Genomic DNA, 25,717 nt, shown 5'->3' on the forward strand with positions numbered 1-25,717 from the left:
CGCATCGAACGTCCGGCAACCGCTTACTTCGGCTGCGCGACCGTACGCAGATAAGGCTTTAGCGTCTTGAAGCCTTCCGGGTACTTCTTCTTGGCGTCTTCGTCGGAGACCGACGTCGGGATGATGACGTCATCGCCCGGCTTCCAGTTCACCGGCGTGGCGACGGTGTGCTTCGCGTTCAGTTGCAGCGCGTCCAGCAATCTCAGTACTTCGTCGAAATTGCGGCCTGCGCTCATCGGATACGTAAAAGTCGCTTTCATCTTCTTGTCCGGACCGATGATAAACACGGCGCGAATGGTGGCGTTGTCGACGGCCGTGCGCGGACCGCCGCCGCTCGCATTCGGATGAATCATGTCGTAGAGCTTGGCGACAGTCAGGTCCGCATCGCCGATCATCGGGTAATTCACGGCCGTGCCTTGTGTTTCCTCGATGTCTTTCGCCCACTTGGCATGATTGTCGACCGGATCGATCGACAAACCGATGATCTTGGTGTTGCGCTTGTCGAACTCGGGTTTCAGCTTTGCCATATAACCGAGCTCGGTGGTGCAGACGGGCGTGAAGTCCTTCGGATGCGAAAAGAGGATCGCCCAACTGTCGCCGATCCACTCGTGAAAGCGAATCGGGCCTTCGGTGGTTTCTGCGGTGAAATCGGGGGCTTCATCGCCAATGCGGATCGACATATATGATCTCCACGTCAAGGAATAATCAGAGAGTGTTGCGCCTTCGTGCAACAAGTCTCCTTGGTTAAAGCGAAACCGACAGGCCGATTATAGTGCCGCTCTGTGAGAAAGCGGACCACCGCCACGAATCACCCCGCTGCGCACGCGGTATTCGGCACGCCGAATGCTCCAGCGACCGGGCGTTTCTGACCCATAAGACCGAGCATGCGCGGCTTCGTTCTCGTAATCCTCGGCGAAGTCTGCTATTACGAAACTGCAACTTCAGGCCGGCGTCGATTCGTCGCCCTGCAACTGTCCTGCCAAGGACTGGAGGTGATCGTGGCCGTCATGCAGAGAAAGACCGTCGCTGCACTGCAAAAAGAAGCATCGGAAACTGAAGAAGTTCTGCAGGAGCAAGGCGGCCACGCGTTGAAACGTTCGCTTACCGCGCTCGATGTGACCATGCTCGGCATCGGCTGCATCATCGGGGCAGGCATATTCGTGCTGACCGGACACGCCGCGGCTTCGAATGCAGGCCCAGCCATCGTCATATCGTTCGTGCTGGGCGCAATCGTGTGCGCGCTTGCCGGCCTTTGTTATGCGGAAATGGCCTCGACCGTTCCCGTCTCAGGGAGCGCTTACACGTACGCTTACGCAACGATGGGCGAGCTGATAGCATGGCTCATCGGCTGGGACTTGATACTGGAATATGCCGTCGGCGCAACGACGGTGGCGATCGGTTGGTCGGGCTATGTCGTGAGTTTCCTGCATTCACTGCATATTGATATTCCCGCGCAGCTTTCGCAAGCGCCCTTCGCCTATGACCCCGCCAAGGGATGGAGTCACGCGGGCGCAATCCTCAATGTGCCGGCCATGGTCATCGTGGGGCTCATCACCATCTTACTGGTCATAGGCATTCGCGAATCGGCGCGGGTCAACAGCTTCATCGTCGTGATAAAAGTGCTTATCGTGCTTGCGTTCATCGCGGCAGGCATCGCGTATGTCGATACGAGTCATTGGGTCACCGCGAAGAATCCCACGGGCGCATTCATTCCGCCCAATACCGGTGAATCCGGCGTGTACGGCATGAGCGGCGTTCTGCGAGGAGCAGCGGTCGTCTTCTTCGCTTATATCGGCTTCGATTCAGTGTCGTGCGTCGCGCAGGAGACGCGCAATCCACGCCGCGACATGCCGATCGGCCTGCTCGGCTCGCTCACCATCTGCACGATTCTGTATGTCCTCGTCTCGTACGTGCTGACGGGCATCGTGTCGTACGACAAGCTCAACGTGTCCGACCCGATCGCAGTCGGCGTGGATGCCATCGGCATGCGCTGGCTCTCGCCCATCGTGAAGCTGGGCGCGATCTTCGGCCTGACATCGGTCATTCTCGTTCTGCTGTTGAGCCAGCCGCGTATTTTCTATTCGATGGCCCGAGACGGCTTGCTGCCGCCCTTCGCCTCGAAGATTCATGCGCGCTTGCATACGCCGTACATCACGACGATCATTACCGGCCTGATCGTCATGGTTCTGGCAGGGCTGCTTCCGATCGGTCTCGTAGGCGAACTCGTCAGCATCGGCACGCTGTTCGCGTTCGCCGTGGTCTGCGTCGGCGTGCTGGTGTTGCGCATCAAGCAACCCGAACTGAAGCGGGCCTTCAAAACGCCCGCCGTGTTCATCGTGGCTCCGTTAGGGGCAATCTCGTCGGTGTTCCTCATGTCCGGCTTGCCTGCCGATACCTGGATACGGCTCATCATATGGATGGCGATCGGCATCGTCATTTACTTCACATACGGCATACGGCATAGCCGCTTGCGCGTGGACAAGCAAACGCCTCCGGCACAAACAGCAAGAAGCTAAGGTTGACGAGGCCGCCGGGTGCCATGTTCGCGCGCTTCTTGCGGGCTTTCGTAGATATACGGCGCGACGCCCCGGCGTTTCAGCGCATCGCCGAGTTTCATGCGCAGGAAGCTGCTCGTCGTATAGCGCGTTACGCCGCCATAGAACTGACTGACTAGCCGCGTGACCATTTCCGAATAAGCGTCGAGCATGCTGGGGCGAATGGAGAAGTTATCGTAATTGACGATAGCGTGCGGCTTGACGCTCACGCCCGCGAGTTGCTTCTCGACTTCGAGTCGAATCGCTTCGACGTCGTGCAGGCTCGCCACCTCATAGCCTTCGAAGTTGATGAAGAAAAGGTTCTTGTCTGCGTCGTAGCTGAATCGCTCCGAGATATCGAGGCCTAGCAGGATCTTGCGCAGGCCCATCGGCTCGTCCGTGAAAATGCGCGGATCCATCAGGCTCGGCGCGGACTTCATCACAGGGCGGAAGTCCATCTGAGCCACGATATCGCGCTCGACATCGATGCCGGGCGCCACTTCCTTCAACGCCAATCCCTCGCTAGTCAGTTCGAACACACAACGTTCGGTAATGTAGATCACCGTCTGACCGCGCTCCACGGCATAGGGGCCGCTAAACGTACGATGCTCGACGGCATCCACGAATTTGCGGCAATTCCCGTCGCGGCGAATGACGAGCTTGCCGTCTTCGATAACGATATTGAGCTTGCCTGCGTTGAACGTTCCGACGAAAACCACCTTCTTGGCCGACTGACTGATGTTGATGAACCCACCCGCGCCGGCGAGCTTCGGTCCGAACTTGCTGACATTGAGATTGCCTTCGCGGTCTGCTTGCGCAAGTCCGAGGAAGGCGATATCCAGCCCGCCGCCATCGTAGAAGTCGAACTGATACGGCTGGTCGATGATCGCCTGCGTATTCGTCGCCGCGCCGAAATTCAGGCCGCCAGCCGGGATGCCGCCTATCACACCCGGTTCGGTCGTCATCGTGAAGAGATCGATCACCTGCTCTTCGTTGGCGACGCTCGCAATGCCTTCCGGCATGCCAATGCCGAGATTCACCACGCTATTGGCCATCAGTTCGAACGCGGCGCGACGCGCGATCACCTTGCGTTCGTTGAGCGGCATGGGCGGCAGCGAACCCGCGGCGACTCGCAATTCGCTGGAAAACGCGGCGCTGTATTGCTCGCCGAACGTCTGCCAGTGATTCTCCGGGCGCGCGACAACGACGCAATCCACCATGACGCCCGGCACTTTCACTTGCCGCGCGTTGAGTGTGTTCGATTCGGCGAGCCGTTCCACTTGCGCAATGACGATGCCGCCGGAATTGCGCGCGGCCATTGCAATGGAAAGTGCTTCCAGCGTCAGCGCTTCCTTCTCCATCGTGATGTTGCCGTTCAGATCAGCCGTCGTTCCGCGCACGATGGCGACGTCAATGGGAAAGGCCTTGTAGTACAAATAGTCGGTGCCGTCTATCTGCATGAGACGCACGATGTCATCGGTCGTGCGGGCATTGAGTTTTCCTCCGCCATTGCGCGGATCGACGAATGTGCCGAGACCGACAGTCGATAGCTGCCCGGGACGATGCGCCGCGATATCGCGAAAGAGCTGCGAAATCACGCCTTGCGGCAGGTTATACGCTTCGATGCGGTTCTCGATGGCGAGCTTTTGCAAGCCGGGAACGAGTCCCCAGTGCCCGCCGATGACGCGCTTCACGAGCCCTTCATGCGCGAAATGATTGAGGCCTTTCGCACGGCCATCGCCCTGTCCGGCGGCATAGACGATAGTGAGATCGGCGAGCGGCTCGTCAGCTTCGGCATCGCCTGCTGTTTTGCCTTCGAGAAAGCGCGCTTCGAGCGCCATCGCCACTTCTTCCGCGAAGCCGACGCCCACGAAGCCGCTCGTTGCGATCGTGTCGCCCGACCGGATGAGGCGCACGGCCTCGCGCGCCGACACGATCTTGCCGCGCTCGACAAGCCGTGCCGATGACGAAAAGGCGTGGTAACGAGGCGGGGCGCTGCTGCTGTTCATGGCGTCTCCTTGATCGTTTCGGGCAAGGTAACACCAAATGGGGGCAGCGAGAAATGTGCGTCGCTATGTATTCAGCGAGGCGCGCCGGCCTCGATTGCCTGTATGAATTGATGCAACACGGCGCCCGACGCATCCGTCACGGCCCAGAAGGTCATGCCGTCCTGATTCCAGTGGGCAAGCGCATAGCCGTCGTCCGAGCGCGTGACGACTGCCTTGGCGTCCTTTTGCGCCCCTGCCGATGCTTTTTCGGGGAACACGTAGACGTCGATCGGATGCTTCAGATAGCGATAAACGACCACCGCTACCGGGCGATGCCCGATGTAGTCGAGCCGTCCGCCGACCAGCGCATAGCCGGGTCCTGCCGGGTCGATGACAGGCGGCGCATAGTCGATGCGGCCGTTGAACCACGGTTTCACCGTATGTTTATCGCTCGATAAAACGTCTATTGGACGATCCGACATCAGCGCCCGCACATGGCTCGATACGATCTCTTGCGCGATCGGCGATTCGGCCGGCATCCGGGCCGCGGTCTGAATCCACAGCACGGCGCCCAGCACGACTGCCGATAGCGTCGCGCCGGCGAATGCTCCGCCGAAGAAGGGCCACGGCGCGGAAAGACGCAGCCGCCATGTGTTGCGCGTGTTAGGCGTTGGCGATTGCCGACGTGCTTCGCGAGCCGCTTCGCCCCGCACGCGCGCCAGCACTTGCGCTCGCAGGTGCGCCGGCGCGCGATGGTATAGCGAGCCATCGGTCAGCCTCGTTTCGAGCGAGGCGGTTTCATTATTGTCCATTGCCCGATTCCTCGGAATGACCCGGCTCTGACTTGCGCACGAGCCGCACGTTCGGTCTGTCGCCCTGGGCTGCGCGCACGGCCGCCGCCAGCATTTTCCGGCCGCGCGCGAGTCTCGACATCACGGTTCCTATCGGCACGCCCGTAATGGCGGCCACTTCCTTATAACTCATGTCTTCCAACTCACGCAGCACCAGCACCTCCCGAAAGACGAGAGGCAGTGACTCTAGCGCGCGATGCACCAGTTGCACCTCGTCCTTGCGCACCGCGAGCGTCTCCGGACTCACGCCGGTATCGTCAGACCATCCCGGCAGTGCCTGGTCGCCCGCGATCTCCTCGTCATATGGCGTCGCGTCCGCCAACTGCACGCGACGACGCCACTCCGTGAACCATGTATTACGCACGATGGCGAGCAGCCATCCCCGCGCGTTCGACTCATCGCCGTCTTCGAAGCCTGAGAAGAAACGGAACGCGCGCAGATAGGCTTCCTGCACGACGTCATCGGCATCGCTCGGGCTGCCCGAGAGCCAGCGCGCAAGGTTATAGGCGGCATCGAGATGCGGCATGACCGTCGCTTCGAAGCGCGCATGCGGGGACTCGTCTACCTTCGACCTGCTTGGCCACATTGCGCGGATCTCCCAAAGCCACCGAATTGGAACCTATTGATTGCGCCCACACTCGCTGTTACCGCTTGTCTCGCCGATTTATTCCTTCGTGATTCGACCGAGGGCTAAATAATTTCTATCGGGAATATCAGAGGTGCTGCGCCGGTTCGATGAACGCTGGATACATCACTTCATCAAGGAGCCGCCGTGCAAACCGAACCTAACCCCTTATCTTGTCCGTCCGAACTCGACGATCACGGCAAACGCCGGCGCACCGCTCTCTCGTGCATGGCGTGGGCCGGTGCGGGCGTGCTCTGGACGATCAGCGGCGGCGTGCCGCGCTCGCAACTGATTTCGTCGGCTCATGCGGCAGAAACCACGCGCTCTTTCAGTTTCGTGCAAATCAGCGATAGTCATATCGGATTCAACAAAGACCCGAATACGGAGCCGACAGGCACGCTTCAGGAAGCGATCAGTCATGTCCGCGCGATGCCGCAGCGTCCCGCATTCATGATCCACACAGGCGATATCACGCACTTGTCGAAGCCCGCTCAATTCGACACGGCCATGCAGATCATCAACGACGCCGGCATGCCGGTGCATTACGTGCCCGGCGAGCACGACGTGCTCGTCGAGAACGGCGATCCGTTTTTTGCAGGTTTCGCGGACCAGTATGGCAAAGGCGGCGCGCGTCACTGGTACAGCTTCGATGAGGGCGGTGTGCATTTCATCGGCCTGACGAATGTCCTCGACCTGAAGGGCGGCGGCCTCGGCTTTCTCGGCGACGCACAACTCGCGTGGCTCAAACAGGACCTGCAGGCAAGAAGCAGCAGCACGCCGATTGTCGTCTTTGCGCATATTCCGCTTTGGGCGCTCTACCCGCAATGGGGCTGGGGCACCGACGACAGCGCGCAGGCCCTCGCGCTTCTGAAGCGCTTCGGTTCCGTGACAGTCTTGAACGGACACGTACATCAGGTCGCGCAAAAAGTGGAAGGCGACATGCGATTCTATTCCGCGATGTCGACTGCGTTTCCTCAGCCTGCGCCCGGTTCGGCAGCCGGCCCCGGACCTATGAAAGTCGGCGCAGAACAGTTGCGGTCCATGCTCGGCCTGCGAGCCGTCACGCATATACCGGGACGCGAACAGTTGGCCATCGTCGATACGTCACTCGAAGGAGCACGCGCATGAATGCCTCCTTCGCCGGACGATGCGTGCGTCAGCTAGCGGTCGCGATCATCGTCAAGGGACTCTTCGGCCTGATGCCCTCGGCTTGCGCCGAAGAGCCAGCGCAACAAGTCGCAGCGGTAGCGGCGCCGACCATCACCATCGACAACTTCGCGTTCAGCCAGCAAACGCTCACGGTCCCGGCTAGAACGAAGGTGACGTGGATCAATCGCGACGACATGCTGCATACCGTCGTGGATGAAACGAAGTCGTTCAAATCGAACCCGCTCGATAGCGGCGACACCTTCTCGCATGTGTTCGATCGGCCGGGCACGTACAAGTACTTCTGCTCGTTGCATCCGCATATGACGGGAACCATCGTCGTGCGGTGATTGCGAACAAGGCAAAGGCGCGCGCTGTCAGCGTTGCGCCTTTGCTATCGCATCCAGATTGCCTTCGCCGAAGCCGTGATGCCCGCGTCTCTCGACGATCTCGAAGAACATGTCGCCGGGCCGGCGTTCGAGAAACGTTTGAAGAAAGAGTTGCGGCGTGCCGTCCGGAAGTATTTCACCGTCGACGAGGATGCCGCGTGTACGCAGTTGCTCGATATCGAGGCCATGTCCTGGCAGACGCGTGTCGATCTCGTCGTAATAGCGCGGCGGGGGCGTGAGAAAGCGCACTCCGCGTGCGCGCAGCGCATCGACCGAAGCAAAGATATCCGAGGACGCAAGCGCGATATGCTGCACGCCCTCGCCTTCATGGTCCGGCAGATACTGCTGCATGAGATCCGTGCGATACGTGCCCTCTTCATACACGGGAATGCGAATGGAACCGCACGGTGAGACCGTGACAGCGGAATCTTGCGACACGTGCCAGTCCGGATGCACCTCGTGAATCTCTTCGAAATGCAGCACTTCCCGATAGAAATCGAGCCACTCCTGAATGCGGCCCGCGCCGACGGTTTGCGTGAAGTGATCGACTTCGAGCAGGCCCGTACCGCCGAGTCCAGTGGGCTCATGATCGAGCGGCCGAAAGTCGATGTCGTAGATCGAGGCTTCGCCGCTGTTCTTGCCGGGCCAGTGATCGACGAAATAGATATGCGAATCGCCGATACCCTGAATAGCGGGAATGGCGAGTTCGTTAGGGCCGATCTTCTCGCCCTCGAAGTCCCACGCGCCGTAGTCCACCGCGCGCTCATGAGCGATTCGCGCGTTCACCACGCGAATGCCGATGGCCGCGATACCCACGCCATGCGTCTCTGCGAAACGCGTGGCGAATGAATCGGGCTCGGCGTTGAGCAGGAAATTCATGCTGGCCTGACGATAGAGCGTCACTGCCTTGCTGACGTGCTGCGCCACTGGCACGAAGCCTAGCCGTTCGAACAGCTCCGCAAGGCCTTGTGGATCCGGGCTCGAGAACTCTACGAACTCCAGCCCCGCAATGCCGAGCGGGTTGTTCCCGGCTTCGGAATCGGGGATCGCGCCGGCGGCCGTGGAAAGGTCAGCGGATTGCGGCTGGGTCATCGACAATACCTCGAAAATGTACGAGTTGGTTCACGGACGTAAAAAGTACCATGACTGCCCCATCGTACGCCACAACGGACGCGGGCGGTCGTGCCAAGCGTAGCGGCAGCACGTCGCCCGTGTCAAAGCGAGGCATTGCTCGGCTCAAGCGGCGAGCCTTTGAGCATTCATCGACGGACGGCGTGCCTGAGGCGGAAACACGTTCCATGTGCCGTCGTCGTGACGAAAGAAAATAATATCGATCAGCGTCCCGCCATGCCATCCCTCGATGCGCACGTAGCGCATACCCGTGACGTGCGAGCGGCACAGTTGCGCGACGCGCGCAGGATGGGCGACCGTCGGCGCGAGCCATTTGTCGACGGCGCTGTGCAGTGAGTTTGCCGAAGCTTGCATGATGGTCTCCTTCAGATGGCCAGCGCGGGGCAATCCGTGGCGCAGGCAGGCAGTGAATTCGCGCGACGGCGACGCTGCGCGGCGATATAGGCTCGAACGAGCCCTTTCACCGCGTGAATGGCGACGCGAGGATGAACGAGGCAGGCGCGCACTTGCGTGCTGCGCGCCTCGCCGAACAGGCACCACGAGACGAAGTGCTCGCAGTTGTTGGTCAGAAGGCGATAGCGGTTCTCGCCCAGACGGCTGCGCGCGCGACGCACCGCTTCGACGCCGACGAAGTACGCTGAAGCGTGTTGACGAACGATCACGCCGTAGCCGTCTGCGAACTGCGCGACACTCACTTCTTCGACGGGACCGCGATGCAATGACTTGGCGAAGCCCGCATAGTGGATGACCTTGCCGTTGCCCGCATAGATGCCGTGGTGTTCATAGCCGCAGCGCCGCGTGATCAGTTCGCTGCCGACCGGCGGTTCGTCATCGAACGCAGGCACGCGCGATACGGGCGCCTGATTGGTCCTGATCGACGTTGACGTGATTGACATGGCTCGCTCCATCTTTCGCAGGCTCGGCGCGATGTGTTCGTTTCGCGCCCGTTTGCCATGTCGTTTGCAGCTTTCTTGCCAGTCGTTGCGGAGCCTTGATTTGCGGGCTTCAGCGATGCATGTGATGCTTCCGCTAGCCCGATGTGTTGAGGCTGAGCCAACGCTCTGCGACCTGATTCGTTGGGTGTGTAGCGTCAGTTAGGGCTCTAGGGCGGTGTCGGTTCATAGCGTTCTCCTCGGCAGACAATGTTGGTGAGCCGCTAACATCCCCGCTGGCGTAGGAGCGCGGAAGTCCGTCGATTAGACCGCTCGCGAGGCGCACGCAATCGGCACGGGCCTTGCATTGACTTCGTGCGTTCCTATGACACAGCCTGGAGAGGCACAATGGCCACGCTCACCATCACCGATCTCGCGTTCGACCGCCGGCTCGACCGCACGGCAATGTCGGCGATTGCCGGAGGAGGCGGCGCGCCGTGGGTCTACGGCTGGATCACGCCGTTCATAGCGGACCGTCACGCGAACTTCGGCGGCGTCGTCAACGTCTACGAGATTACGAACAACTTCACCGCCGGCCAGATGATCAACCAGTTTCAGTCCGTCGACGTGCGCAATTCGGGTGATGGAGCGAGCCTCACGGTGACGCCCAATGCAATATCGGCGAATCGCGCAGGCTGACATCGCGCGCAGCACGATTGCACTGCATTAGCGTCCGTTCAAGGAGACTGGCGTGACCTTCTCAACAGAGTTCGGATGGACATCCGCCGCGCGCTCGGACGTGGGCTGCGTGCGCTTAGTCAACGAGGACGCGGTGCTCAACTCGCCCGAGCAGGGTTTATGGGCCGTGGCCGACGGCATGGGCGGACATGCAGTGGGCGATCTCGCAAGCCGCATGGTGATCGAGCGCCTTACTGGATTATCGACAGGCGGCGCACTGGGAAACGTCATCGCAGAAGCACGAGATCGGCTTCTGCGAGTGAACGATGAACTGCGTGCAGAGGCAGCACGGCGACAGGTATCGCGCATAGGCAGTACCGTTGTATTGCTTGCCGCGCGCGGCGGCGCGTGCGCTTATCTCTGGGCTGGCGATAGCCGCATCTATCTATTCCGGAACGGCCGCCTCGCGCAGTTGACACGCGATCACAGTCATGTCGAAGAACTCAAGGCACGCGGCCAACTGACGGCGGAAGAAGCATTGCATCATCCCGCGCAGCATTTGATTACGCGTGCCGTAGGCGCGCTCGACACATTGGAACTCGACGAAAGCAGCGTCGCGCTGGCCGACGGCGATACGTTCCTGCTATGCAGCGATGGCTTGTCCAACGAAGTGACCGAAGCCGAAATGGCGAGCGAACTCGCCCCGGGCAATTGCGAGGCGGCGGCGCAGCGGCTGCTGGAAATGGCGCTGGAGCGCGGTGGACGAGATAACATTTCACTCGTCGTCGCTCACGCCGAAGACGTTCTCGGGTCGGACAGAACGCAAGTGAATCCCACTCTGTAAACCACGCTTGCTCACTGCTTGTTTCGTTGCGCTGCGAGCCTGAAGTCTTTCGAATGAAGCCCGTGCTTCTTCAGAAGCATTTGCAAGTGAGAGCGGTTCATGTCGTAGCGCCGCGCGAGTTCTGCTACGGTGCCGCCAACTTCCTGCAAGCCGCGTTCGAGAAACGCGCGCTCTGCTTCGTCGCTGGCTACACGCTTCGCTTCGCTCAGCGAGCCGGCCATGGCGACACCTTCGCCGCTTGCCGAAGGCGCTCCCATTGCAATGGCGATCGATGACTTCGGGCGTATGTCCACCGGCAGATGCTCGATATCCGCCATCTCGCCTGCGAGGCAAGCGAGCCGATACACCATGTTGCGCAACTCGCGGATGTTGCCGGGGTAGTCGTAACTGCGCAGGAAGTCCCGCAAGCGCGGCGATATTTTCACCGGACGACGCTTGAGCGCAGCCGCTGCTTCGTCGCCGAAATAGGCGAGCAGAAGCGGAATTTCATCGCGACGTTCACGCAATGGCGGCAGCGTCAGATGAATGACACTTAAGCGATAGAACAAGTCTTCGCGAAACCGCCCTTCCTCGCACCAGCGCCGCAGATTGCGATTCGTCGCCGCGACGATGCGCGTGTCGACTGCAATAGGCTCGTCAGAGCCGACGCGCTGTATTTCATGCGCCTCTAGCACGCGCAGTAACTTGACTTGGCCCGACAGCGGCAACTCACCGATCTCGTCGAGAAAGATGGTCCCTGTATGCGCGCTCTCGAACTTTCCTTTGCGGTCGTTCGTCGCGCCCGTGAATGCGCCCTTGCGATGCCCGAACAGTTCCGATTCGATGAGATTCTCCGGAATCGCGCCACAGTTCACGGAAATGTACGGCTTGTCCGCGCGCGAGCCGTTCGCGTGAATGACCTTGGCCATCAGTTCCTTGCCGGTTCCGCTCTCACCGTCGATCAGTACCGGCAGATCGGTCGGCGCCGCTTTTTCCGCGATTTCCAGCGCCTCGAGCAGCTTCGGGTTATCGCCGAACGTGCCTTCGAAGACGAAACTGCGTTCCAGGAGTGCCTGTCGCCTGGCGCCCGGCGACATCTCTCGCTTCGGCTCCGACGCCGCAGCCTGTACGAAACGTTCTTTGTGCGAGAGCTGCATGACCTCGTCGCGCAGCGCGCTCGCCTGTCGCAGCAGCTTCTCGATCTCGGGGCGTTCGAGGCGCGAGGTCCACCGCAGCGTCGAACGCAGTATCTCGATCTTCTCGATGAGCCCCGCATACGAAATAGCCGATGCAGGTACGTTGCTGTCGCTTTCCGGTTGGTCGAGTATCTTCATGCTGCGCTCAATTGCTTCTGCACGAGTTGGTAGTACATGCCCTTCCTCGCGACTAGCTCATCATGCTTGCCCTGCTCCACGATGCCGCCCTCGTAGAGCACGAGGATCTTGTCGGCGCGCATGATGGTCGACAGGCGGTGCGCGATGATGACGGCCGTTCGCCCTTTAAAAATCTCCTGCATGTTGCCGAGAATATTGCTTTCGGATTGCGTATCGAGCGCGGAGGTCGCTTCGTCGAATACCAGCAGGCGCGGGTCATGATACAGCGCGCGTGCAATGCACAGGCGTTGCATCTGACCGCCCGATAGCCCCACGCCGCGTTCGCCGACCACCTGCTCATAGCCGAGCGGCATCTTGCTGATGAAACCGTGCGCGTCGGCCATCTTCGCGACTTCCTCGATGCGCTTGCGATCCGGCGCTTCGTCGCCGCTTGCGATGTTGTCGGCGATGGTCCCGGAGAACAGCAAATTGCTTTGCATGACATAACCGATCTGCGCGCGATAGAAGCCTTTGTCGATCACGTTGATGTCGTAGCCATCGACGGTCATCTTGCCTTCCGTCGGCGCATAGAAGCCGACGAGCAGTTTCGCGAGCGTCGTCTTTCCCGATCCGCTGCGTCCTACCACTGCAATGAGTTCGCCCGGCTTTATATCGAAGCTAATGTTTTCGAGCACATAAGGCGCGTCGCCCTCACCGTAGCGGAAGTAGACGCCATTGAACCGGATGTCGCCCTGAAGGTCGGGCAGCATCACGCGTTGCTGCATGTCCGCTGGCTTCTGCTCGGGCTCGATGTCGAGCACATCGCCGAGACGCTCCATGGCGACGCCGGCGTCGTTGAGCAGACTCCAGAGATTGATGAGCCCCATGAGCGGCGACAATACGCTGCCCATGAATGCGTTGAACGCGATGAGCTGGCCAATGGTCAACTCGCGCGCGAGCACCAGATTGGCCCCTGCCCATAGCACTGCAATGGTCGTGGCGGCATTCAGTAATTGACTGCAGAAGCCGACCGCAATATTGAAGCGTTGAGATTTGTATTGAATCTCAAGTGACTTGGCGTACTTCTTCTCCCACTTCAGGCGAACGGCCCGCTCGATGCCCATTCCCTTGACGGTCTCGGCGCCACCCAGCGCTTCCATCAGGTACGACCGGGCGTCCGTCCCCGATGAGAACGTCTCCCGCGCGTTCTGTTTGATGCGAGGTGTGGCGAGTACGGTCAGCGCCGTCAGCGGAATGATGAACGCAATCAGCAGCAACGTCAGCTTGACGTTGTAGAGAAACATGATGGTGAAGTAGATGAAGATCATCAACAGGTTCAGCACTGTCGTGACCGTGGATTCAGTCAGAAACGCGCGGATCGTGTGATTCTCCTGGAACCGCGCGAAGATGTCCCCGGTCTTGCGTTTGGCAAAGAAGCTGAACGGCAGTGAGAACGTATGCTTGAAGAACTGCGACATCATCGCGAAGTCCATGTTGCGCATCATGAAGTTCGCCAGATACGCGCGGATAGTGGACATGAGTTGCGAGAAGACGTTCGAGATAATGAGTCCGGCAATCAGCACGTGAAGCAATCCGACATTCTGGTGAACGATGACGCCGTCCAGAATGTTCTGGATGATGAGCGGCGGAATCACGCCCAGAACCTGAATGACGAAGGTGGCGAGAAAGAGATGCAGCAGGATGGTGCGGTACGGCTTCATGTATCCGACGAAGCGTATCCACGGCGAACTGGATACCGCCTTCTGCACCAGATCCTGCGCTGGCGAAAAGACCAGACACGTACCGCTCCAGCCGCGTTCGAACTCGTCCACGGTCATCTTTCTGAAGCCAATCGCCGGGTCCGCCACCCACACGTTCGCCTTCGAAATGCCGTAGACGATAATGTAGTGATAGCCCTCCCAATGCGCGATGAACGGCAATTCGAACCCGCGCAACGATTCATAGGTGCACTGCACGCCGCGCGTGGTGAAGCCGAGCGCCTCGCCCGCGCGCGCGAGACTGTCGAGCGTCGCGCCTTGCGTCGTCACGTTAGCCAGTTCGCGCAGCTTGCCGAGCGTCATCCCGATGCCGTAGTGCCGGCAGATCATCGCAAGACACGCGGCCCCGCAATCCATCTCCTCGGCCTGCTGCACCCATGCAAAGCGTTTGATGACCCGTTCGCCGAGTTCCGGCTTGCTGTGCAAGTCGAGCATCGCGGGAAGACTGCGGCGTTCCGCGAGCTTCTTTTGCCGCTGTAACTCGCGCTCACTGAACCGAATGCGCTCTTCGAGCACTTCGCGCAGCCTGACGTTGCGCTCGATGATGAAGTGCACTGTCTTCTCGGGGATGACGAGCAAGCGCGTATCAGCGTTCGCAATGGCCGAGGCCATTTGCTCCTGACGCATCACGCACGCCTTCTCGCCGAAAATCTCGCCGGGGCCGAGCGTTGCAAGCACGTACTGATGCCCGCCTTCTTCGCGCACGATGCGCACTTCGCCTTGACGCACGACATACAGGCGCCTGTCGTCACGAGCGTCCTGCCTGAGAATCTCCTTCCCTTCACCGATACGCTTGACGCCGACGCTTCTCACGCATTCTTCGAGTTCCGCCTTGTCGAGCTTGCCGCGCAGATCGAACAGCTTGGCGACGAAACCGCCTGCTGAAGCAATGGCGACATAGCTGGTCGCGAATGCGAGCGCCGCGGGATTCTTCGCGATGACGGGCTCGATCGCGCGACGCGGAATGAACAAAAGTTCGGTCTTGCCCGAAGACCGCACGGACGACTCATGCCGATAGTCGCGCAGCATCGCGATATCGGCGAAAGTCTCGCGCTCCTTCTTCAGGCCCATGCTGATCTCTTTGCCGTGCTCCTCGGTGAATATGCGCACGGAGCCTGCTCTCACGACATAGAGACCATCAGCCACGTCGCCGGCATTGCACACGGTTTCGCCGAAGCCGTAGCGGCGCGACTCCGCATATTGAGCCAACTGCTCGATATCATCGCGCGAGAGCGGTGACAATATCTCCACCGTCGCGAGGAAACTGGCGAGCGAGTCGAGGTTTGATGGTGCGTCCATGTCCGTGTGTAATGTTCAGCGCGCCTGAATCACATGTTCCTGCGCTCTTGCGAAGAGCCATTCTTCCCGCAATAGCCGACGGATTTCCGCTGTCGTGTCTTCGTCCAGTTGGGCGGGATACTTGGACGTCACCGCAAAGATCTCGTATGAGGCGCCGTCTGCGGAGACGAACGGACCGAGTAGGTCGCCCGGCTCGGCATTGAACACCTTGGCCTCGATATCCGCCCGCAACTGCCCGCGCATCACGCGGCCGATAAGTCCGCCTTCTTCGCGCGTATCAGCGAGGGAATGTTCGCGCGCCATGTCCGCGAAGCTGTCGGGATCGTCGTTGAGATAAGACATCATCTCCTTCGCGCTTCCCTCGGAATCTAGAACGATATGACGCACCTCGATGCCGTCGAATCGCGGCGAATTGAGTTGGAAATACTCTTCGATGGCGCGTTGCGTGCCTACCTGCTCCAGCATCTTCTCCTGGTATAGCGTATCGGTGATATAGGTCTCGAATTCGTCGAGGCTCACATTGAGCGCGTCGAGATAGTTGTTCATGTCCGCTGCGCGGTGCAGCCCGCGGATGCGCCGGAACTGATCGGCGCGGGTCTGTATCTCGTCCGCCGTGAGCGTGACGCCGGCCTTCTTTGCCGCGCTCACCGTGAGCTTGTCGCGAACCAGTTGCTCGACGAGTCCGTCGAACTGCCCATTGAGTTTCAGAAGCCTGAGAAACTCGTCGACATCGACCACTTCATCGTCGATTCGCACAATCGCCGTCATGTCGTTCTCCGTTGGGTTTAGCCCGCTAGCCCGCTACGCTGCGGAAGGGATCGAGCCCGAGGTCGATCAGTCGCCGCTCGCGCACCACGATTTCTGCGGAAGCCGTCATGCCATAGCGAAGCGGATATCGCGTACCGGCAATCTGGTAGTAGTCGCGGTCCAGCGTCACTCGTCCTTCATAGACCGGTTGCTTCGCGATTGCGCCCGGCTTCGTCGCTGGCGAGATGAAGGCGAGCGTGCCGTCGATCACGCCATATCGTTGATAAGGAAACGCATTGAACTTGAGTTTCACGCGCTGCCCTTCGCGCAGAAACGCGCGATCGTGCTCAGCAATCTCTATCTTCAGCACCGGCCGCGCATTTGCCGGCGCAATACCACCCAGCGGCGTGTTCGCCTGAATCTTGTCGCCCGGCTGAGTCGAGGTCACGTCCGTGACCACACCCGACACAGGGGCCAGAATCAGCAGAAAGTTGTCTTTGTCGATGTTCTCGAAGCGGATGCGCGCAGCGGCGTCCGCGACGAGACGCGCGGTCTGCAATTGCAACCGCAGCTTGTCTTCCGTGCTCGTCACCTCGCGCATGGCCGACTCGTATTGCAGCCTGAGGCTCGTTGCTTCCTGACCGCTCGTTTCGAGTTGCGCCTTCGCTTGCTTGAATTCATGGCTCAAGCGAAAGTCGAGTTCAGCGAGCTTCGCCTGTTCGACGCGATAAGCGCCATCCGCTTCGAGATAGACGTTGCGCTTCGCTTCCACTTGCGATTCCGACACGCCGCCGCCGCCCGGCAAAGCGAAGAGTCGCGCGAAGCGGTCGAGTTCGCTTTTTGCGGCGTCGCGGGCGCGGCGCGCATTTTCCAGCACGCTGCGCTGCTCCTGGAGTTGCGCCTTCTGCCCTTCGGCGAGCTTGCTCGTGCCTTCGCTCACTCGCTGCTGATGCTGATGTTCCTCGACTTCCATCTGGTCCTTGAGCGCGGCGATTCTTCGTTCCATCAGCAACTTCTTCTCGGGAAACTGCTTCCATTCGCGCTCGGCGTCGTCGAGCTTGAGTTGCGCTTCCAGTGCGTTCGTCGCGGCTTCGATTGCGCCACGTGCGTTCAAGCGCGCCACGACGTCGTCCTTGCGCACCGGTTGCCCTTCCGCGATATAGAGGTCGGCCAGTTCTCCGTCGATAGGCGCGTAGAAGCGCCGCACCTCCGATTCGGGCGCAAGCGTGCCTTGCGCGGTAACGAGGACGTCCGCGTGACCGATGAAGGACCACGCGAGCGCCGCAACCACGAGCGCGACCATGGCAAGCACCACGGCTTGCGTGAGCTTCAGCGGTTCAGCCGTCAGAATCGCGACGCCTTCCGCGCCGTGATCGCCGAGCGCTTCCGAGAAAGGCCTAAGGGGCGCGTTGCGCTTCACCGCTCGTCCCTCCGATCAGGTTGAGTTTCGCTTGCAGCAGCGACGGATCCAGCACCATGCGAAGGTCTTGTAGAGAGCGCCGTTGCAGAGCCGCTTCGTCATCGATCTCTTTGCTCAGCGCATTCCATTTGCCTTGATCCGCCGCGCCGTTTTGCGAGGCTTGCCTGAGCATGCGCATGCCGCGAACGGAAGCGTCCCGCGCATCCGACAAGCGCTTGGCTTGCGTTCGAAAGCCATCCGACACATCCGACTCCAGCCGTTGCGACCCGCCTATTCCACCGTTCGTCCGGTACTGCTCCCAAAGCGTCTGCGCATGAGTCATCAACGCTTGTCCTCGCACGGCTGCTTTACCGTTGAGCGCGGCCATGTCGGGCGCGATGGCCTTAGCGAAATAGCCGTCGCTCTGCGGGTCGAGCGATTCATAGAACGAAAGCAGTGCGTCTTCATAGCGTCCGGAGCCGCGTGTCTTTTGCAACTCGTCGAACTGGGCGGCCACCGCCTTCTTGTGAGCCAGTTCGCCCTGCAAGGTCGGCGTCCAGTTGCCTTGCGGAATCTTCGTCAAGAGGTCAATTGCCTGGGCACTGCGCCCATTGCGCCAGGCATCGGATACAGCGGCGTATTGCGCCATCACAGGGGCGGGCGGCAACTGGTGCGCGCTTAATTCCGCCCACTTGTCTTTGAAAGGCGGCGTCGAGAATGTCGTCGTTCCGATCCAGTCGGCGAGCGGTGCAAGGCTCTTCGCGGTCATCGCGTGCCTGAGGCTCGCGTAGGCGTTCGCATCGGCGCGCAGGCGATCGAGACCGCCGAGACGCGGATACCGGTCTGCATAGTCCTTCAACGCGGCATCGATCGCATCGAGGTCGTCCGTGGCGAGGCTCTTCACGACACTCGCATTCAATCGATCGATGGCGGCGAGATAGACCGAATCATCGCTTTGCAGCTTGCGCAGATGGCTGAGCGCGAGCGCGTAAGGATCGCGAAACTCGGGCACGTAGCCCGCGATGCGGTCCAGATCGCGCTGATGACTTCCCGCATCCGCTTCCCAATGCTTCAGGATGTCCGCGATGCGCGGTTCGTCTGCGTACATTCGAACGGGCGCGTCAGGGCCGCCACGGCTCATGACGAAACGTTCGAGCTTGCCGATCCAGCGCAATTCATCGAGCATGGAACGGACTTCCGCGTTGTGCTCGCTCAACGCGTCCATCTGCGCGATGATGCTGTCCGCCTGCGCATAATCGCCTTTGCGCAACGCGACCAGCCAACGCGGCACGTCGGCCCTTAGAACGGCCTCTGTGTTCATCGACGTGAACGGCGCGTCGTGCGGATGCATGCGGAGATAATCGTTGCTCAACACCGCAGCTTGCGCATAGTCGCCGCTTGCCATGAGCGACTTCGCGCGGCGCTCGAGTGATCCGGCATGAAAAAGCGCGAAGCCTCCGGCTGCAAACGCCAACAACACGCAGACAGTGACGACGCGTGCCCGCCGCGTGACGCGCTGATCCTCGCCTATGAACGCCCGTTCCAACTCGCGAATGAAGAGAGCCCACTTGCCGCGTTTGAGTTTGACCTCGCCGCGCTGTTCCTTTTGAGCCGAGTCGGCCTGAGCGTCGGCGTTGATCTCATCATCGCCCGGCGCGGCATGATCCACGCAGAAGATGTCAAGAAACGAATGCGCAGAGCCGACGAAAGTCGTCTTGTCACTGTCGCGCTCGTCTTGGGCATCAGGCTGCGCTTGGACCGCCATTTCAGTCAACGTGGATTCGCTTTCGTCGCCATGCAGACTCACTCGATAGACGAAATGCGTGCCGCCGAACGCCAGAGTGTCGCCGTCCTTGAGTGCGATAGCCGAGTCGCCTATGCGTTGGCCGTTGACGAAAGTGCCGTTGGTGCTGCCGAGGTCTTCGACGAAGGGCGCCCCGCCCTTTACGAACACATGCGCGTGACGGCGCGACACGTAGTTGACCTGATGCGGGTAACGCGGCCGATAACGCGCGAAGATGTCGTCGGTCTTGCTGACGAGATATGGAAACTGCGCGAGTTCGATCGATTCGAGACCGAGTTCTTCGCGCACTGGCACGAGCGTGAGCGCGACCTGCTTCGCCGCATGAATTCGACGACGACGGGGCACGAATTGCACGCGATACGCGAGCCGGCTACCGAACGCAATCTCGTCACCGTTTCTTACGCGAGCGGGGACATCACGCACGGGCGTGCCATTCAACGTCGTTCCGTTCTTGCTCCCCAAGTCCGCGATATAGACGCAGCCGTGCTCAATGAACATGCGCGCGTGACGACGCGACAGTTGCGCGACGGCTTCGGGCGGGCTCTCGTCGAACGGCGCTTCGCCGCGGCCGATCGCGAAGAGGTCATCCTCGATGCGAATCTCGCTCAACGCATGCGCTGGAGTGCCGCGCGACGCCGGCTGAAGGACGACATCGAATGCTTCGTCCACGCGCGGCTGCGGTTCGGCTATCGGTTCGCCTGGAGCCATGTCAGTTCACAGGATGCGTCGGGCCGCTGCGAAGCGAGCGGCTGTTCGAAGTGTAAGACACGCATTCGCTTAGTCAATTGGGCATTAGGGTGAGCGAACGTCATCGTGTGGACGCCGCGTATTCCGGTACGATCGTTAGCCATGCGATTCACTGATTCTTTTCAAATGGCAGCGCTCTGTACGTCGACCGCCGGCCATCCGCCGCCGAGCGCCTTGTAGAGCGTGACCGTGTCCGACAAGATCTGCTGATGATTTGCGAGCAACGCGAGTTGTGCCGCGAGCAGCGTGCGTTCGGTCTCGAACACTTCGAGTTGTGAAATCACGCCTTCTTTGAGTTGCGCATCGATCTGTGCGGCGACGATCGTCAGATGCGCGACTTCCTGCTGCAATTCTTCTCGCTGCTTCGTATGCGAATCAAGGTTGACGAGCGCATTCTCCACTTCCTCGAACGCATTCATCACCGTGCCTCGATACTGCTGTTCCGCTGCCGTGCTTTGCGCTTCGGTGGTCTTAACGTGCGCACGCACGCTCGGGTCGAGAATCGGAATATTGATGCTCGGTAAGAAGCTGAACGTGAAGGACTTCAATAAGTCCGTCAACGCAAAGCTCGCGGTGCCGCCACGCCCTGTCAGGCTAATCGTGGGTAACTGCGCGAGTTTTGCTTGTCCGACCAGATCGTAAGACTCGAGCACGCGATATTCAGCGGCAATCAGATCGGGCCGTCGCGCAAGCAACTGGGACGGCAGTCCGGAAGGCACAGGCGGAATCTGCACGCGCTTCTGCAATTGGCCGTCGGGCACCTTGAATTCGCCAGCCGGCACGCCGGTCAACGTAGCCAGCGCATTGTCCGCAAGGTCACGAGCGCGGCGCAGTTCAAGCAGATCACGCGTAAGACGATTCAGTTCGGCGCGTTGATTCAGCACCTGCGTATGCGGCACAAGACCGTTCTTCTCCATGCCCTCGAATATCGTCAGTATTTTCTGGTTCGTCGCAATGGTCAGCATCTGCTGCTGAATCTGGTCATCGAACTGGAGGATCTGGAAGTACGTCGTCGAAACGTTCGCGACGAGTTCGAGATAGCCGGCACGCCAGTCCGCTTCGCTCGCGCGATACTCGGCTTTTTGCGCCTGCACGCCCTTTTCCACGGCGCCCCAGATGTCGATGTCCCAGTTCACCTGCGTGCCGAGGTTGTATTGCTTCGTGAACGGCTGGCCCGTCGTCTTTTCGAAACTGGCGCCCGCGCCCACATCCATCGAAGGCAGCGCGCCCGCGCGGGCCTCGCCGATTTGCGCACCCGCTACCTGAATTCGCGCTGCAAGCACCTTGATATCGAAGTTTCCGTTAATGGCCTTGTCGATCAGTCCGTCGAGATACGGATCCTGAAACTGCTTCCACCAATCGGGGCGGATCGTCTCAGCGGGAGCGGCTCTGGGGACGCTTATCGTGGTGAACGCCGTCTTCTCCGGCGTATCGGGCCGCTTATAGACGGGCACACTCACATCGATGCAGCCGGCGAGCAGCACGGCGGCAAAGAGAATCGCGCATGCGGTCATGAGGCGCGACGAGGGGATCAAAGCTCGCACGATCTGCTCCGACGATCAGGCTAGTACGAGGAATGCGCGTTTCTCCATCACCGCGCTCGGGTGCGGATCGCTCGCCGTCTCCGGAACGATGAGCGATCCGCGCCGCCTTGCGACAGGCGGTTGATGCAGCGGAGCTCCCCGTGCTCCGCCTCTACTGCCAACAACATGAAACACCTACTCCGCCGTTATCCGGCGTGTTCCTGCTTCACGCCGCATACGGCCCATAGACGTTGATGTGGCTCGTGTTGTCCGCTTTCTGATGCGGCGCGACTTTCGCCGTGGTGTCATACGTGAAAGCGTTGTTCACGCCGTTTGCGCTGAGCGTGTTCTGCGCCTGATTAGTCAGTTGCTGCGTAGTGGCGCTCAGATCGAAGCTCGACTTGTAGCTCGGGAAATAGAAGCCGGTGCCGCCGCGCACTGCGGACATTTCATGGCGGCCCAGTTCGGCGTGATGGACGAGATCGTGGATGGTCAGCGTAGACATGATGTCGGTTCCTGGCTTGAGAGTGATGGATGGTGGTCGATCAGCGGAGCTCGAAGCCCGACCCGATGTTGATGGTGCTCGTGTTGGTCGCTTGCTGCTTCGGCGCGACGTGGGCCGTGATGTTGCCGCCGAACGCCAGGTTCACGCCGTTTTGGCTTTGCGTGTTCTGCGTCTGGCCGATGAACTGCTGCGTATCGAACGAGAGCTCGACCTTCGAGACGTCATAGCCGGGAAAGTAGAACGAGCTGCCGCCGCGTACAGCCGACATCGCGCGGCGGTCGAGTTCTTCGGTGAGGGGAATGTCGAGGATCGTCAGCGTTTTCATGGTGGTTCTCCTTGGGTGCGCATTGCGCGTCGGGTGGCTTTGAGCAATCTGTTTGCTCGGGCCAGTACAATGCACGGGTTATGCCATCTTTACGCTGATTCCTGCGATGCCTTGCGGTACAAGGCTTTTCACTCCAACTGCCCGATGCCAGTCCGCGTTCGCGATCGGCTGCAGACAAACACTTCGTAGTCCGACTGTTCGTCTTTCACCGACACTGCTCACCTGACGTAGACCGTGATCTTCTTCGAATAGACGGGCGGATTGTGCGGAATATGCCGGTCGTCGCCCATCAAGAGTTGAAGCGTATGCTTACCCGGCGGCAATTCGAGCATGGTCTCCGTTTCGCCTGCGCCGTAATGCAGATGATTACGGTCGGACGGAATCTCCTGATCCAATGGCGGCAAATCCGTATCGATCAATAGATGGTGATGTCCGGTGTTCGGAAACTTCACGCCGCGCGGAGCGACGCCCATGAACCGCAGTCCGAACCATACGCGAAATGGTTTTCCCGCCGGAAGCGTCTGCCCGTCGTTGGGATAGCCGATATAGGCGTGCGCGTTGGCGGGCGCGGGCGTCGGTCCGCCCGCCGCGTGGCTCGCGTGGAATGGCGCGGCTAGCGCCGCGGCGAGCAGAATCGAACGTGCGCACGAATGTGCGCCGGCAGTGCGTCGTTTCATGTCGTGTACCTTCAGGATGTGCGCCGGACGGTGTGCATCGGACGAAGCGACGGCCCGGCTCATTTCATCGTGATCGTGATCTTCTTCGAATAAACGGGCGGGTCATGCGGTACATGGTTGTAATCGCCCATGAGCAGTTGCAGCGTGTGCTTTCCGGGCTGCAACTCGATGCGCGCATCCGTTTCGCCCGCGCCGTAGTGCAGATGATTGCGATCCGACGGAATCTCCTGGTCGAGCGGCGGAAGGTCCGTATCGATCAGCAGATGGTGATGGCCCACGTTAGGCATATCGATGCCCTTCGGACACACGCCCATGTTGCGCAGGCCCATGCGAACCCATAGCTTGCCGCCTGAAAGGACGGCGCCGTCGGGCGGCCAGATGATGTACGCCTCTGCGTTCGCGGGTGCCGGGCTGCGGGTACGCCCGGCGGAAAACGACGCGTCCGCGGCCAGCGCCGCTATGGAAGCGAGCGCGCCGAGCACAGTTCTTCTCAGCATGTTTCGGATGCCTCTTCAAAGAAAGGCCGTTCACAGGCCAACGATCAAGCTCTGTGTTCAGATTAGAACGTAACGATTTGAAAAGATACATGCGTGCGAGGGGTCGCGGACGCTGCATGCGGATACCTACGTTTAGGGGATCAAAACGTGGCGGACAGCGTGCTATCGTTGTTTGTGCGGCACACGTGCGTCTCCCTCAACGCCATACGGACCGGGTATGAATATGTGGCGGATATTCTTCGTTGCGATTGTGTTCGTCGCCATGAACGCAGCCTTCGCGCAATCCGGTCAGTCGCCCGCTCCCGTACTCATCGATCACGACGGTTCAGCGCATAGCGTCGCGCTCGTCATCGGCAACGACCGTTACGGCGAAGAGCCGCTGAGCAGCGCGGCCACCGACGCGAGAGACATGAGCGCCGCACTCTCCGCAATGGGCTTCGACGTGACGCGCCGCACGAATCTCAGTGCCGATGCAATGCGGCAAGCCGTTCAGTCATTCATCGATCATCTTGGTCCGCGCGACACCGCGTTGGTGTATTTCGCCGGGCACGGCGTTGAGGCGCGCGGACAGGCGCTGCTCTTGCCGATCGATGCAAGCAACATCGAGAAAGGCATCGCAGCGCAGGATCTCGCGGCGCGCATGGCGCGTGCGAGGCCGCTTGCTACGAACGTCGTCATACTCGACATGTGTCTGGGCTATTCATCGCCTCATGTTTCGGCCGGACCTCTTCAACTTCCGCCGCGAACGCTGATCGCATTCGCAACGCAGTTCAACGCAGGCGCAGCCGAAGACGGACGCAACGGTCGCTATACCGCAGCGCTTCTACGCGCCTTCGCGAAAGACAAGCAGATGACGTCCGCTTCATTCGATACTGCCGCGTCCGACGTCGCCAACGTCTCGCGGGGCGCACAGCGGCCGTGGGTGGCATCGACATTGACCGGCAATGTCACGCTCGGACGCGCAACGGTGGCTCTGCCGGCGATGGCCGAATTTGCCAACACCGATGGCGGACCGATCCGCATGCGCGGCATTCTGCCGAAAGACAGCAGCGAGCAATACGAACTGGCGTTCTGGGAATAGATCAAGGACAGCACGTATCCGAGCGATTACGAGGCGTACTTGAAGTCGTATCCGAACGGGCGTTTTGCGGCGCTTGCGAAGGCGCGCATCGACCGGCTGAAAGCGACGGCGAGCGCGAAGCCTTCCGTTGCGGCTCCGGCATCGGCTCAAGCATCGGCTCAAGCATCGGCTCAAGCATCGGCTGCTGCCAAGCCGCCCAGCCCCGTCGCAAGCGCCAAACCGATGGCACCGACGAACACCACGGCCAAGCCCACGGGCAACGAGATCAAGGACTGCCCGCAGTGTCCGTTGCTCATTCCCATCGTGCCGGGCGCTTTCACGATGGGCAGCAATAACGATGATCCCGGCGAGAAGCCGTCGCATCGCGTGACGCTCGGGCGGCCGTTCGCCATCGGCAAATACGAAGTGACCGTCGAGCAGTGGAATGCGTGCGCCGATGCGGGCGCCTGCACCCGCATCGCGCCGGACAGCAACGCAAGCGCCCCGCCGCCGCCCAATTCGCCGATGCGCAACGTCAGTTGGGACGATGCGCAGGTCTACGTGAAGTGGTTGAGCAAGGTAGGCGGCAAGCCGTATCGTCTGCCGAGCGAAGCGGAATGGGAGTTCGCCGCACGCGGCGGCACGCAAAGCACATTCTGGTGGGGCGATCAGATGAAAAAAGGCACGGCCGACTGCAAGGACTGCGGCGAGCCGTATCGCGCGGATGCGCCGGTGCCCGTGGGTTCGTTCGCGCCGAACGGGTATGGCCTCTACGACATGAACGGCAGCGTGTGGGAATGGGTCGCCGACTGCTGGCATAGCTCATACAAGGGCGCGCCCGTCGATGGCCGCGTGTGGGACGAGCCCTCCTGTTCGGTGCGCGTGATTCGCGGCGGCTCCTGGCGCGAAGGCGGCGACTATATGCAATCGGCCACGCGCTTCAAGTACAGCGCGAGCGTGCGTCAGTCGCAGAACGGCTTTCGCGTGGCGCGCGACACGCAGTGAC

The 25,717-nt window shown here is 60.5% G+C and carries 24 protein-coding genes and 1 pseudogene; 7 read left to right on the forward strand and 18 right to left on the reverse strand.

The genetic code is table 11. From position 1 onward, the window contains the following. Positions 1 to 23: 23 nt before the first annotated feature. Positions 24 to 680, reverse strand: coding sequence for a peroxiredoxin (locus tag HWX53_RS13490; protein ID WP_175941559.1), 657 nt, complete (start codon positions 678 to 680; stop codon positions 24 to 26). A 408-nt stretch (positions 681 to 1,088) separates the two neighbouring features. Between HWX53_RS13490 and HWX53_RS13495 the strand changes: the two genes are divergently transcribed. Next, complete coding sequence (locus HWX53_RS13495) at positions 1,089 to 2,516, forward strand: amino acid permease (protein WP_244140101.1); 1,428 nt, start codon at positions 1,089 to 1,091, stop codon at positions 2,514 to 2,516. On the opposite strand, the gene HWX53_RS13500 is transcribed toward HWX53_RS13495, so the two are convergent. The 3 genes from HWX53_RS13500 to HWX53_RS13510 form a co-directional block, all read right to left on the reverse strand. Beyond that, positions 2,513 to 4,543, reverse strand: a complete 2,031-nt coding sequence (locus HWX53_RS13500) for an acyl CoA:acetate/3-ketoacid CoA transferase (protein WP_175941562.1) — start codon at positions 4,541 to 4,543, stop codon at positions 2,513 to 2,515. The two genes, HWX53_RS13495 and HWX53_RS13500, sit on opposite strands and share 4 nt — an antisense overlap. 71 nt (positions 4,544 to 4,614) lie before the next feature. Further along, a complete protein-coding gene (locus HWX53_RS13505; RefSeq protein WP_175941564.1) occupies positions 4,615 to 5,334 on the reverse strand; it encodes an anti-sigma factor in 720 nt (239 codons plus the stop codon). After that, positions 5,324 to 5,959: an RNA polymerase sigma factor gene (locus tag HWX53_RS13510; RefSeq protein ID WP_175941566.1), complete on the reverse strand. Its 636-nt coding sequence runs from the start codon at positions 5,957 to 5,959 to the stop codon at positions 5,324 to 5,326. Before HWX53_RS13510 ends, HWX53_RS13505 begins: the two co-directional genes overlap by 11 nt. 267 nt (positions 5,960 to 6,226) lie before the next feature. Between HWX53_RS13510 and HWX53_RS13515 the strand changes: the two genes are divergently transcribed. Further along, positions 6,227 to 7,126, forward strand: coding sequence for a metallophosphoesterase (locus HWX53_RS13515; protein WP_175942418.1), 900 nt, complete (start codon positions 6,227 to 6,229; stop codon positions 7,124 to 7,126). After that, positions 7,123 to 7,494, forward strand: coding sequence for a cupredoxin family copper-binding protein (locus tag HWX53_RS13520; RefSeq protein ID WP_175941568.1), 372 nt, complete (start codon positions 7,123 to 7,125; stop codon positions 7,492 to 7,494). Before HWX53_RS13515 ends, HWX53_RS13520 begins: the two co-directional genes overlap by 4 nt. A 27-nt stretch (positions 7,495 to 7,521) precedes the next feature. Here the strand turns inward: HWX53_RS13520 and HWX53_RS13525 are convergent, their stop codons facing one another. From HWX53_RS13525 to HWX53_RS13535, 3 genes are all read right to left on the reverse strand, one after another. Continuing rightward, positions 7,522 to 8,625, reverse strand: coding sequence for a VOC family protein (locus HWX53_RS13525; protein ID WP_175941570.1), 1,104 nt, complete (start codon positions 8,623 to 8,625; stop codon positions 7,522 to 7,524). A gap of 144 nt (positions 8,626 to 8,769) precedes the next feature. Further along, positions 8,770 to 9,018: a hypothetical protein gene (locus tag HWX53_RS13530; protein WP_175941572.1), complete on the reverse strand. Its 249-nt coding sequence runs from the start codon at positions 9,016 to 9,018 to the stop codon at positions 8,770 to 8,772. A gap of 11 nt (positions 9,019 to 9,029) precedes the next feature. Beyond that, positions 9,030 to 9,560, reverse strand: a complete 531-nt coding sequence (locus HWX53_RS13535; protein ID WP_175941573.1) for a lecithin retinol acyltransferase family protein — start codon at positions 9,558 to 9,560, stop codon at positions 9,030 to 9,032. 384 nt (positions 9,561 to 9,944) lie between these two features. Between HWX53_RS13535 and HWX53_RS13540 the strand changes: the two genes are divergently transcribed. Then, positions 9,945 to 10,235, forward strand: a complete 291-nt coding sequence (locus HWX53_RS13540; RefSeq protein WP_175941576.1) for a hypothetical protein — start codon at positions 9,945 to 9,947, stop codon at positions 10,233 to 10,235. Between the two features lie 52 nt (positions 10,236 to 10,287). Further along, positions 10,288 to 11,058 carry a protein phosphatase 2C domain-containing protein gene (locus tag HWX53_RS13545; protein WP_175941579.1) on the forward strand — a complete coding sequence of 257 codons (771 nt, stop codon included), beginning with the start codon at positions 10,288 to 10,290 and terminating at the stop codon, positions 11,056 to 11,058. Between the two features lie 11 nt (positions 11,059 to 11,069). On the opposite strand, the gene HWX53_RS13550 is transcribed toward HWX53_RS13545, so the two are convergent. The 11 genes and pseudogenes from HWX53_RS13550 to HWX53_RS13595 form a co-directional block, all read right to left on the reverse strand. Beyond that, complete coding sequence (locus tag HWX53_RS13550; protein ID WP_175941581.1) at positions 11,070 to 12,371, reverse strand: sigma-54 dependent transcriptional regulator; 1,302 nt, start codon at positions 12,369 to 12,371, stop codon at positions 11,070 to 11,072. Next, positions 12,368 to 15,427, reverse strand: coding sequence for a peptidase domain-containing ABC transporter (locus HWX53_RS13555; protein ID WP_175941584.1), 3,060 nt, complete (start codon positions 15,425 to 15,427; stop codon positions 12,368 to 12,370). The genes HWX53_RS13550 and HWX53_RS13555 overlap by 4 nt, the downstream gene beginning before the upstream one ends. 15 nt (positions 15,428 to 15,442) lie before the next feature. Next, positions 15,443 to 16,195: a peptidylprolyl isomerase gene (locus HWX53_RS13560; RefSeq protein WP_175941586.1), complete on the reverse strand. Its 753-nt coding sequence runs from the start codon at positions 16,193 to 16,195 to the stop codon at positions 15,443 to 15,445. A gap of 25 nt (positions 16,196 to 16,220) precedes the next feature. Beyond that, the gene (locus tag HWX53_RS13565; RefSeq protein WP_175941588.1) at positions 16,221 to 17,594 is read right to left on the reverse strand and encodes an HlyD family efflux transporter periplasmic adaptor subunit; all 1,374 of its coding nucleotides are present in this window, start codon (positions 17,592 to 17,594) and stop codon (positions 16,221 to 16,223) included. Beyond that, positions 17,572 to 18,978 carry a hypothetical protein gene (locus HWX53_RS28035; RefSeq protein WP_347879162.1) on the reverse strand — a complete coding sequence of 469 codons (1,407 nt, stop codon included), beginning with the start codon at positions 18,976 to 18,978 and terminating at the stop codon, positions 17,572 to 17,574. Before HWX53_RS28035 ends, HWX53_RS13565 begins: the two co-directional genes overlap by 23 nt. 483 nt (positions 18,979 to 19,461) lie before the next feature. After that, positions 19,462 to 20,085 (reverse strand): annotated as a pseudogene (locus HWX53_RS28040) (FHA domain-containing protein); the annotation flags it as partial. A gap of 161 nt (positions 20,086 to 20,246) precedes the next feature. Then, positions 20,247 to 21,638, reverse strand: a complete 1,392-nt coding sequence (locus HWX53_RS13575) for an efflux transporter outer membrane subunit (protein WP_175942420.1) — start codon at positions 21,636 to 21,638, stop codon at positions 20,247 to 20,249. Between the two features lie 235 nt (positions 21,639 to 21,873). Further along, positions 21,874 to 22,152 carry a hypothetical protein gene (locus HWX53_RS13580; RefSeq protein ID WP_175941592.1) on the reverse strand — a complete coding sequence of 93 codons (279 nt, stop codon included), beginning with the start codon at positions 22,150 to 22,152 and terminating at the stop codon, positions 21,874 to 21,876. A 40-nt stretch (positions 22,153 to 22,192) separates the two neighbouring features. Next, positions 22,193 to 22,477, reverse strand: coding sequence for a hypothetical protein (locus tag HWX53_RS13585; RefSeq protein ID WP_175941595.1), 285 nt, complete (start codon positions 22,475 to 22,477; stop codon positions 22,193 to 22,195). 218 nt (positions 22,478 to 22,695) lie between these two features. Continuing rightward, the gene (locus HWX53_RS13590) at positions 22,696 to 23,154 is read right to left on the reverse strand and encodes a DUF4399 domain-containing protein (protein WP_175941597.1); all 459 of its coding nucleotides are present in this window, start codon (positions 23,152 to 23,154) and stop codon (positions 22,696 to 22,698) included. Between the two features lie 59 nt (positions 23,155 to 23,213). Then, positions 23,214 to 23,651, reverse strand: a complete 438-nt coding sequence (locus HWX53_RS13595; RefSeq protein WP_175941598.1) for a DUF4399 domain-containing protein — start codon at positions 23,649 to 23,651, stop codon at positions 23,214 to 23,216. A gap of 262 nt (positions 23,652 to 23,913) precedes the next feature. On the opposite strand from HWX53_RS13595, the gene HWX53_RS27655 reads away from it, so the two are divergent. Both HWX53_RS27655 and HWX53_RS27660 read left to right on the forward strand, forming a co-directional pair. Next, the gene (locus tag HWX53_RS27655) at positions 23,914 to 24,732 is read left to right on the forward strand and encodes a caspase family protein (protein WP_244140102.1); all 819 of its coding nucleotides are present in this window, start codon (positions 23,914 to 23,916) and stop codon (positions 24,730 to 24,732) included. Positions 24,733 to 24,771: 39 nt separating this feature from the next. Next, on the forward strand, positions 24,772 to 25,716 hold the full coding sequence (locus tag HWX53_RS27660; protein ID WP_244140103.1) for a formylglycine-generating enzyme family protein: 945 nt from the start codon (positions 24,772 to 24,774) through the stop codon (positions 25,714 to 25,716). Position 25,717: the final 1 nt, after the last annotated feature.

The sequence above is a fragment of the Caballeronia sp. BCC1704 genome (assembly GCF_902833455.1).
Taxonomy (GTDB): Bacteria; Pseudomonadota; Gammaproteobacteria; order Burkholderiales; family Burkholderiaceae; genus Caballeronia.

Excerpts from the sequence above, each read along its gene's own strand:
- HWX53_RS13550 (WP_175941581.1), bottom strand. The coding sequence starts at position 12,371 with ATGAAGATACTCGACCAACCGGAAAGCGACAGCAACGTACCTGCATCG.
- HWX53_RS13590 (WP_175941597.1), bottom strand. The coding sequence starts at position 23,154 with ATGAAACGACGCACTGCCGGCGCACATTCGTGCGCACGTTCGATTCTG.
- HWX53_RS13595 (WP_175941598.1), bottom strand. The coding sequence starts at position 23,651 with ATGCTGAGAAGAACTGTGCTCGGCGCGCTCGCTTCCATAGCGGCGCTG.
- HWX53_RS13500 (WP_175941562.1), bottom strand. The coding sequence starts at position 4,543 with ATGAACAGCAGCAGCGCCCCGCCTCGTTACCACGCCTTTTCGTCATCG.
- HWX53_RS13530 (WP_175941572.1), bottom strand. The coding sequence starts at position 9,018 with ATGCAAGCTTCGGCAAACTCACTGCACAGCGCCGTCGACAAATGGCTC.
- HWX53_RS13510 (WP_175941566.1), bottom strand. The coding sequence starts at position 5,959 with ATGTGGCCAAGCAGGTCGAAGGTAGACGAGTCCCCGCATGCGCGCTTC.
- HWX53_RS13560 (WP_175941586.1), bottom strand. The coding sequence starts at position 16,195 with ATGACGGCGATTGTGCGAATCGACGATGAAGTGGTCGATGTCGACGAG.
- HWX53_RS13490 (WP_175941559.1), bottom strand. The coding sequence starts at position 680 with ATGTCGATCCGCATTGGCGATGAAGCCCCCGATTTCACCGCAGAAACC.
- HWX53_RS13555 (WP_175941584.1), bottom strand. The coding sequence starts at position 15,427 with ATGGACGCACCATCAAACCTCGACTCGCTCGCCAGTTTCCTCGCGACG.
- HWX53_RS13525 (WP_175941570.1), bottom strand. The coding sequence starts at position 8,625 with ATGACCCAGCCGCAATCCGCTGACCTTTCCACGGCCGCCGGCGCGATC.
- HWX53_RS13575 (WP_175942420.1), bottom strand. The coding sequence starts at position 21,638 with ATGACCGCATGCGCGATTCTCTTTGCCGCCGTGCTGCTCGCCGGCTGC.
- HWX53_RS13520 (WP_175941568.1), top strand. The coding sequence starts at position 7,123 with ATGAATGCCTCCTTCGCCGGACGATGCGTGCGTCAGCTAGCGGTCGCG.
- HWX53_RS13535 (WP_175941573.1), bottom strand. The coding sequence starts at position 9,560 with ATGTCAATCACGTCAACGTCGATCAGGACCAATCAGGCGCCCGTATCG.
- HWX53_RS13580 (WP_175941592.1), bottom strand. The coding sequence starts at position 22,152 with ATGTCTACGCTGACCATCCACGATCTCGTCCATCACGCCGAACTGGGC.
- HWX53_RS28035 (WP_347879162.1), bottom strand. The coding sequence starts at position 18,978 with ATGGCAAGCGGCGACTATGCGCAAGCTGCGGTGTTGAGCAACGATTAT.
- HWX53_RS13505 (WP_175941564.1), bottom strand. The coding sequence starts at position 5,334 with ATGGACAATAATGAAACCGCCTCGCTCGAAACGAGGCTGACCGATGGC.
- HWX53_RS13585 (WP_175941595.1), bottom strand. The coding sequence starts at position 22,477 with ATGAAAACGCTGACGATCCTCGACATTCCCCTCACCGAAGAACTCGAC.
- HWX53_RS13540 (WP_175941576.1), top strand. The coding sequence starts at position 9,945 with ATGGCCACGCTCACCATCACCGATCTCGCGTTCGACCGCCGGCTCGAC.
- HWX53_RS27655 (WP_244140102.1), top strand. The coding sequence starts at position 23,914 with ATGAACGCAGCCTTCGCGCAATCCGGTCAGTCGCCCGCTCCCGTACTC.
- HWX53_RS13515 (WP_175942418.1), top strand. The coding sequence starts at position 6,227 with ATGGCGTGGGCCGGTGCGGGCGTGCTCTGGACGATCAGCGGCGGCGTG.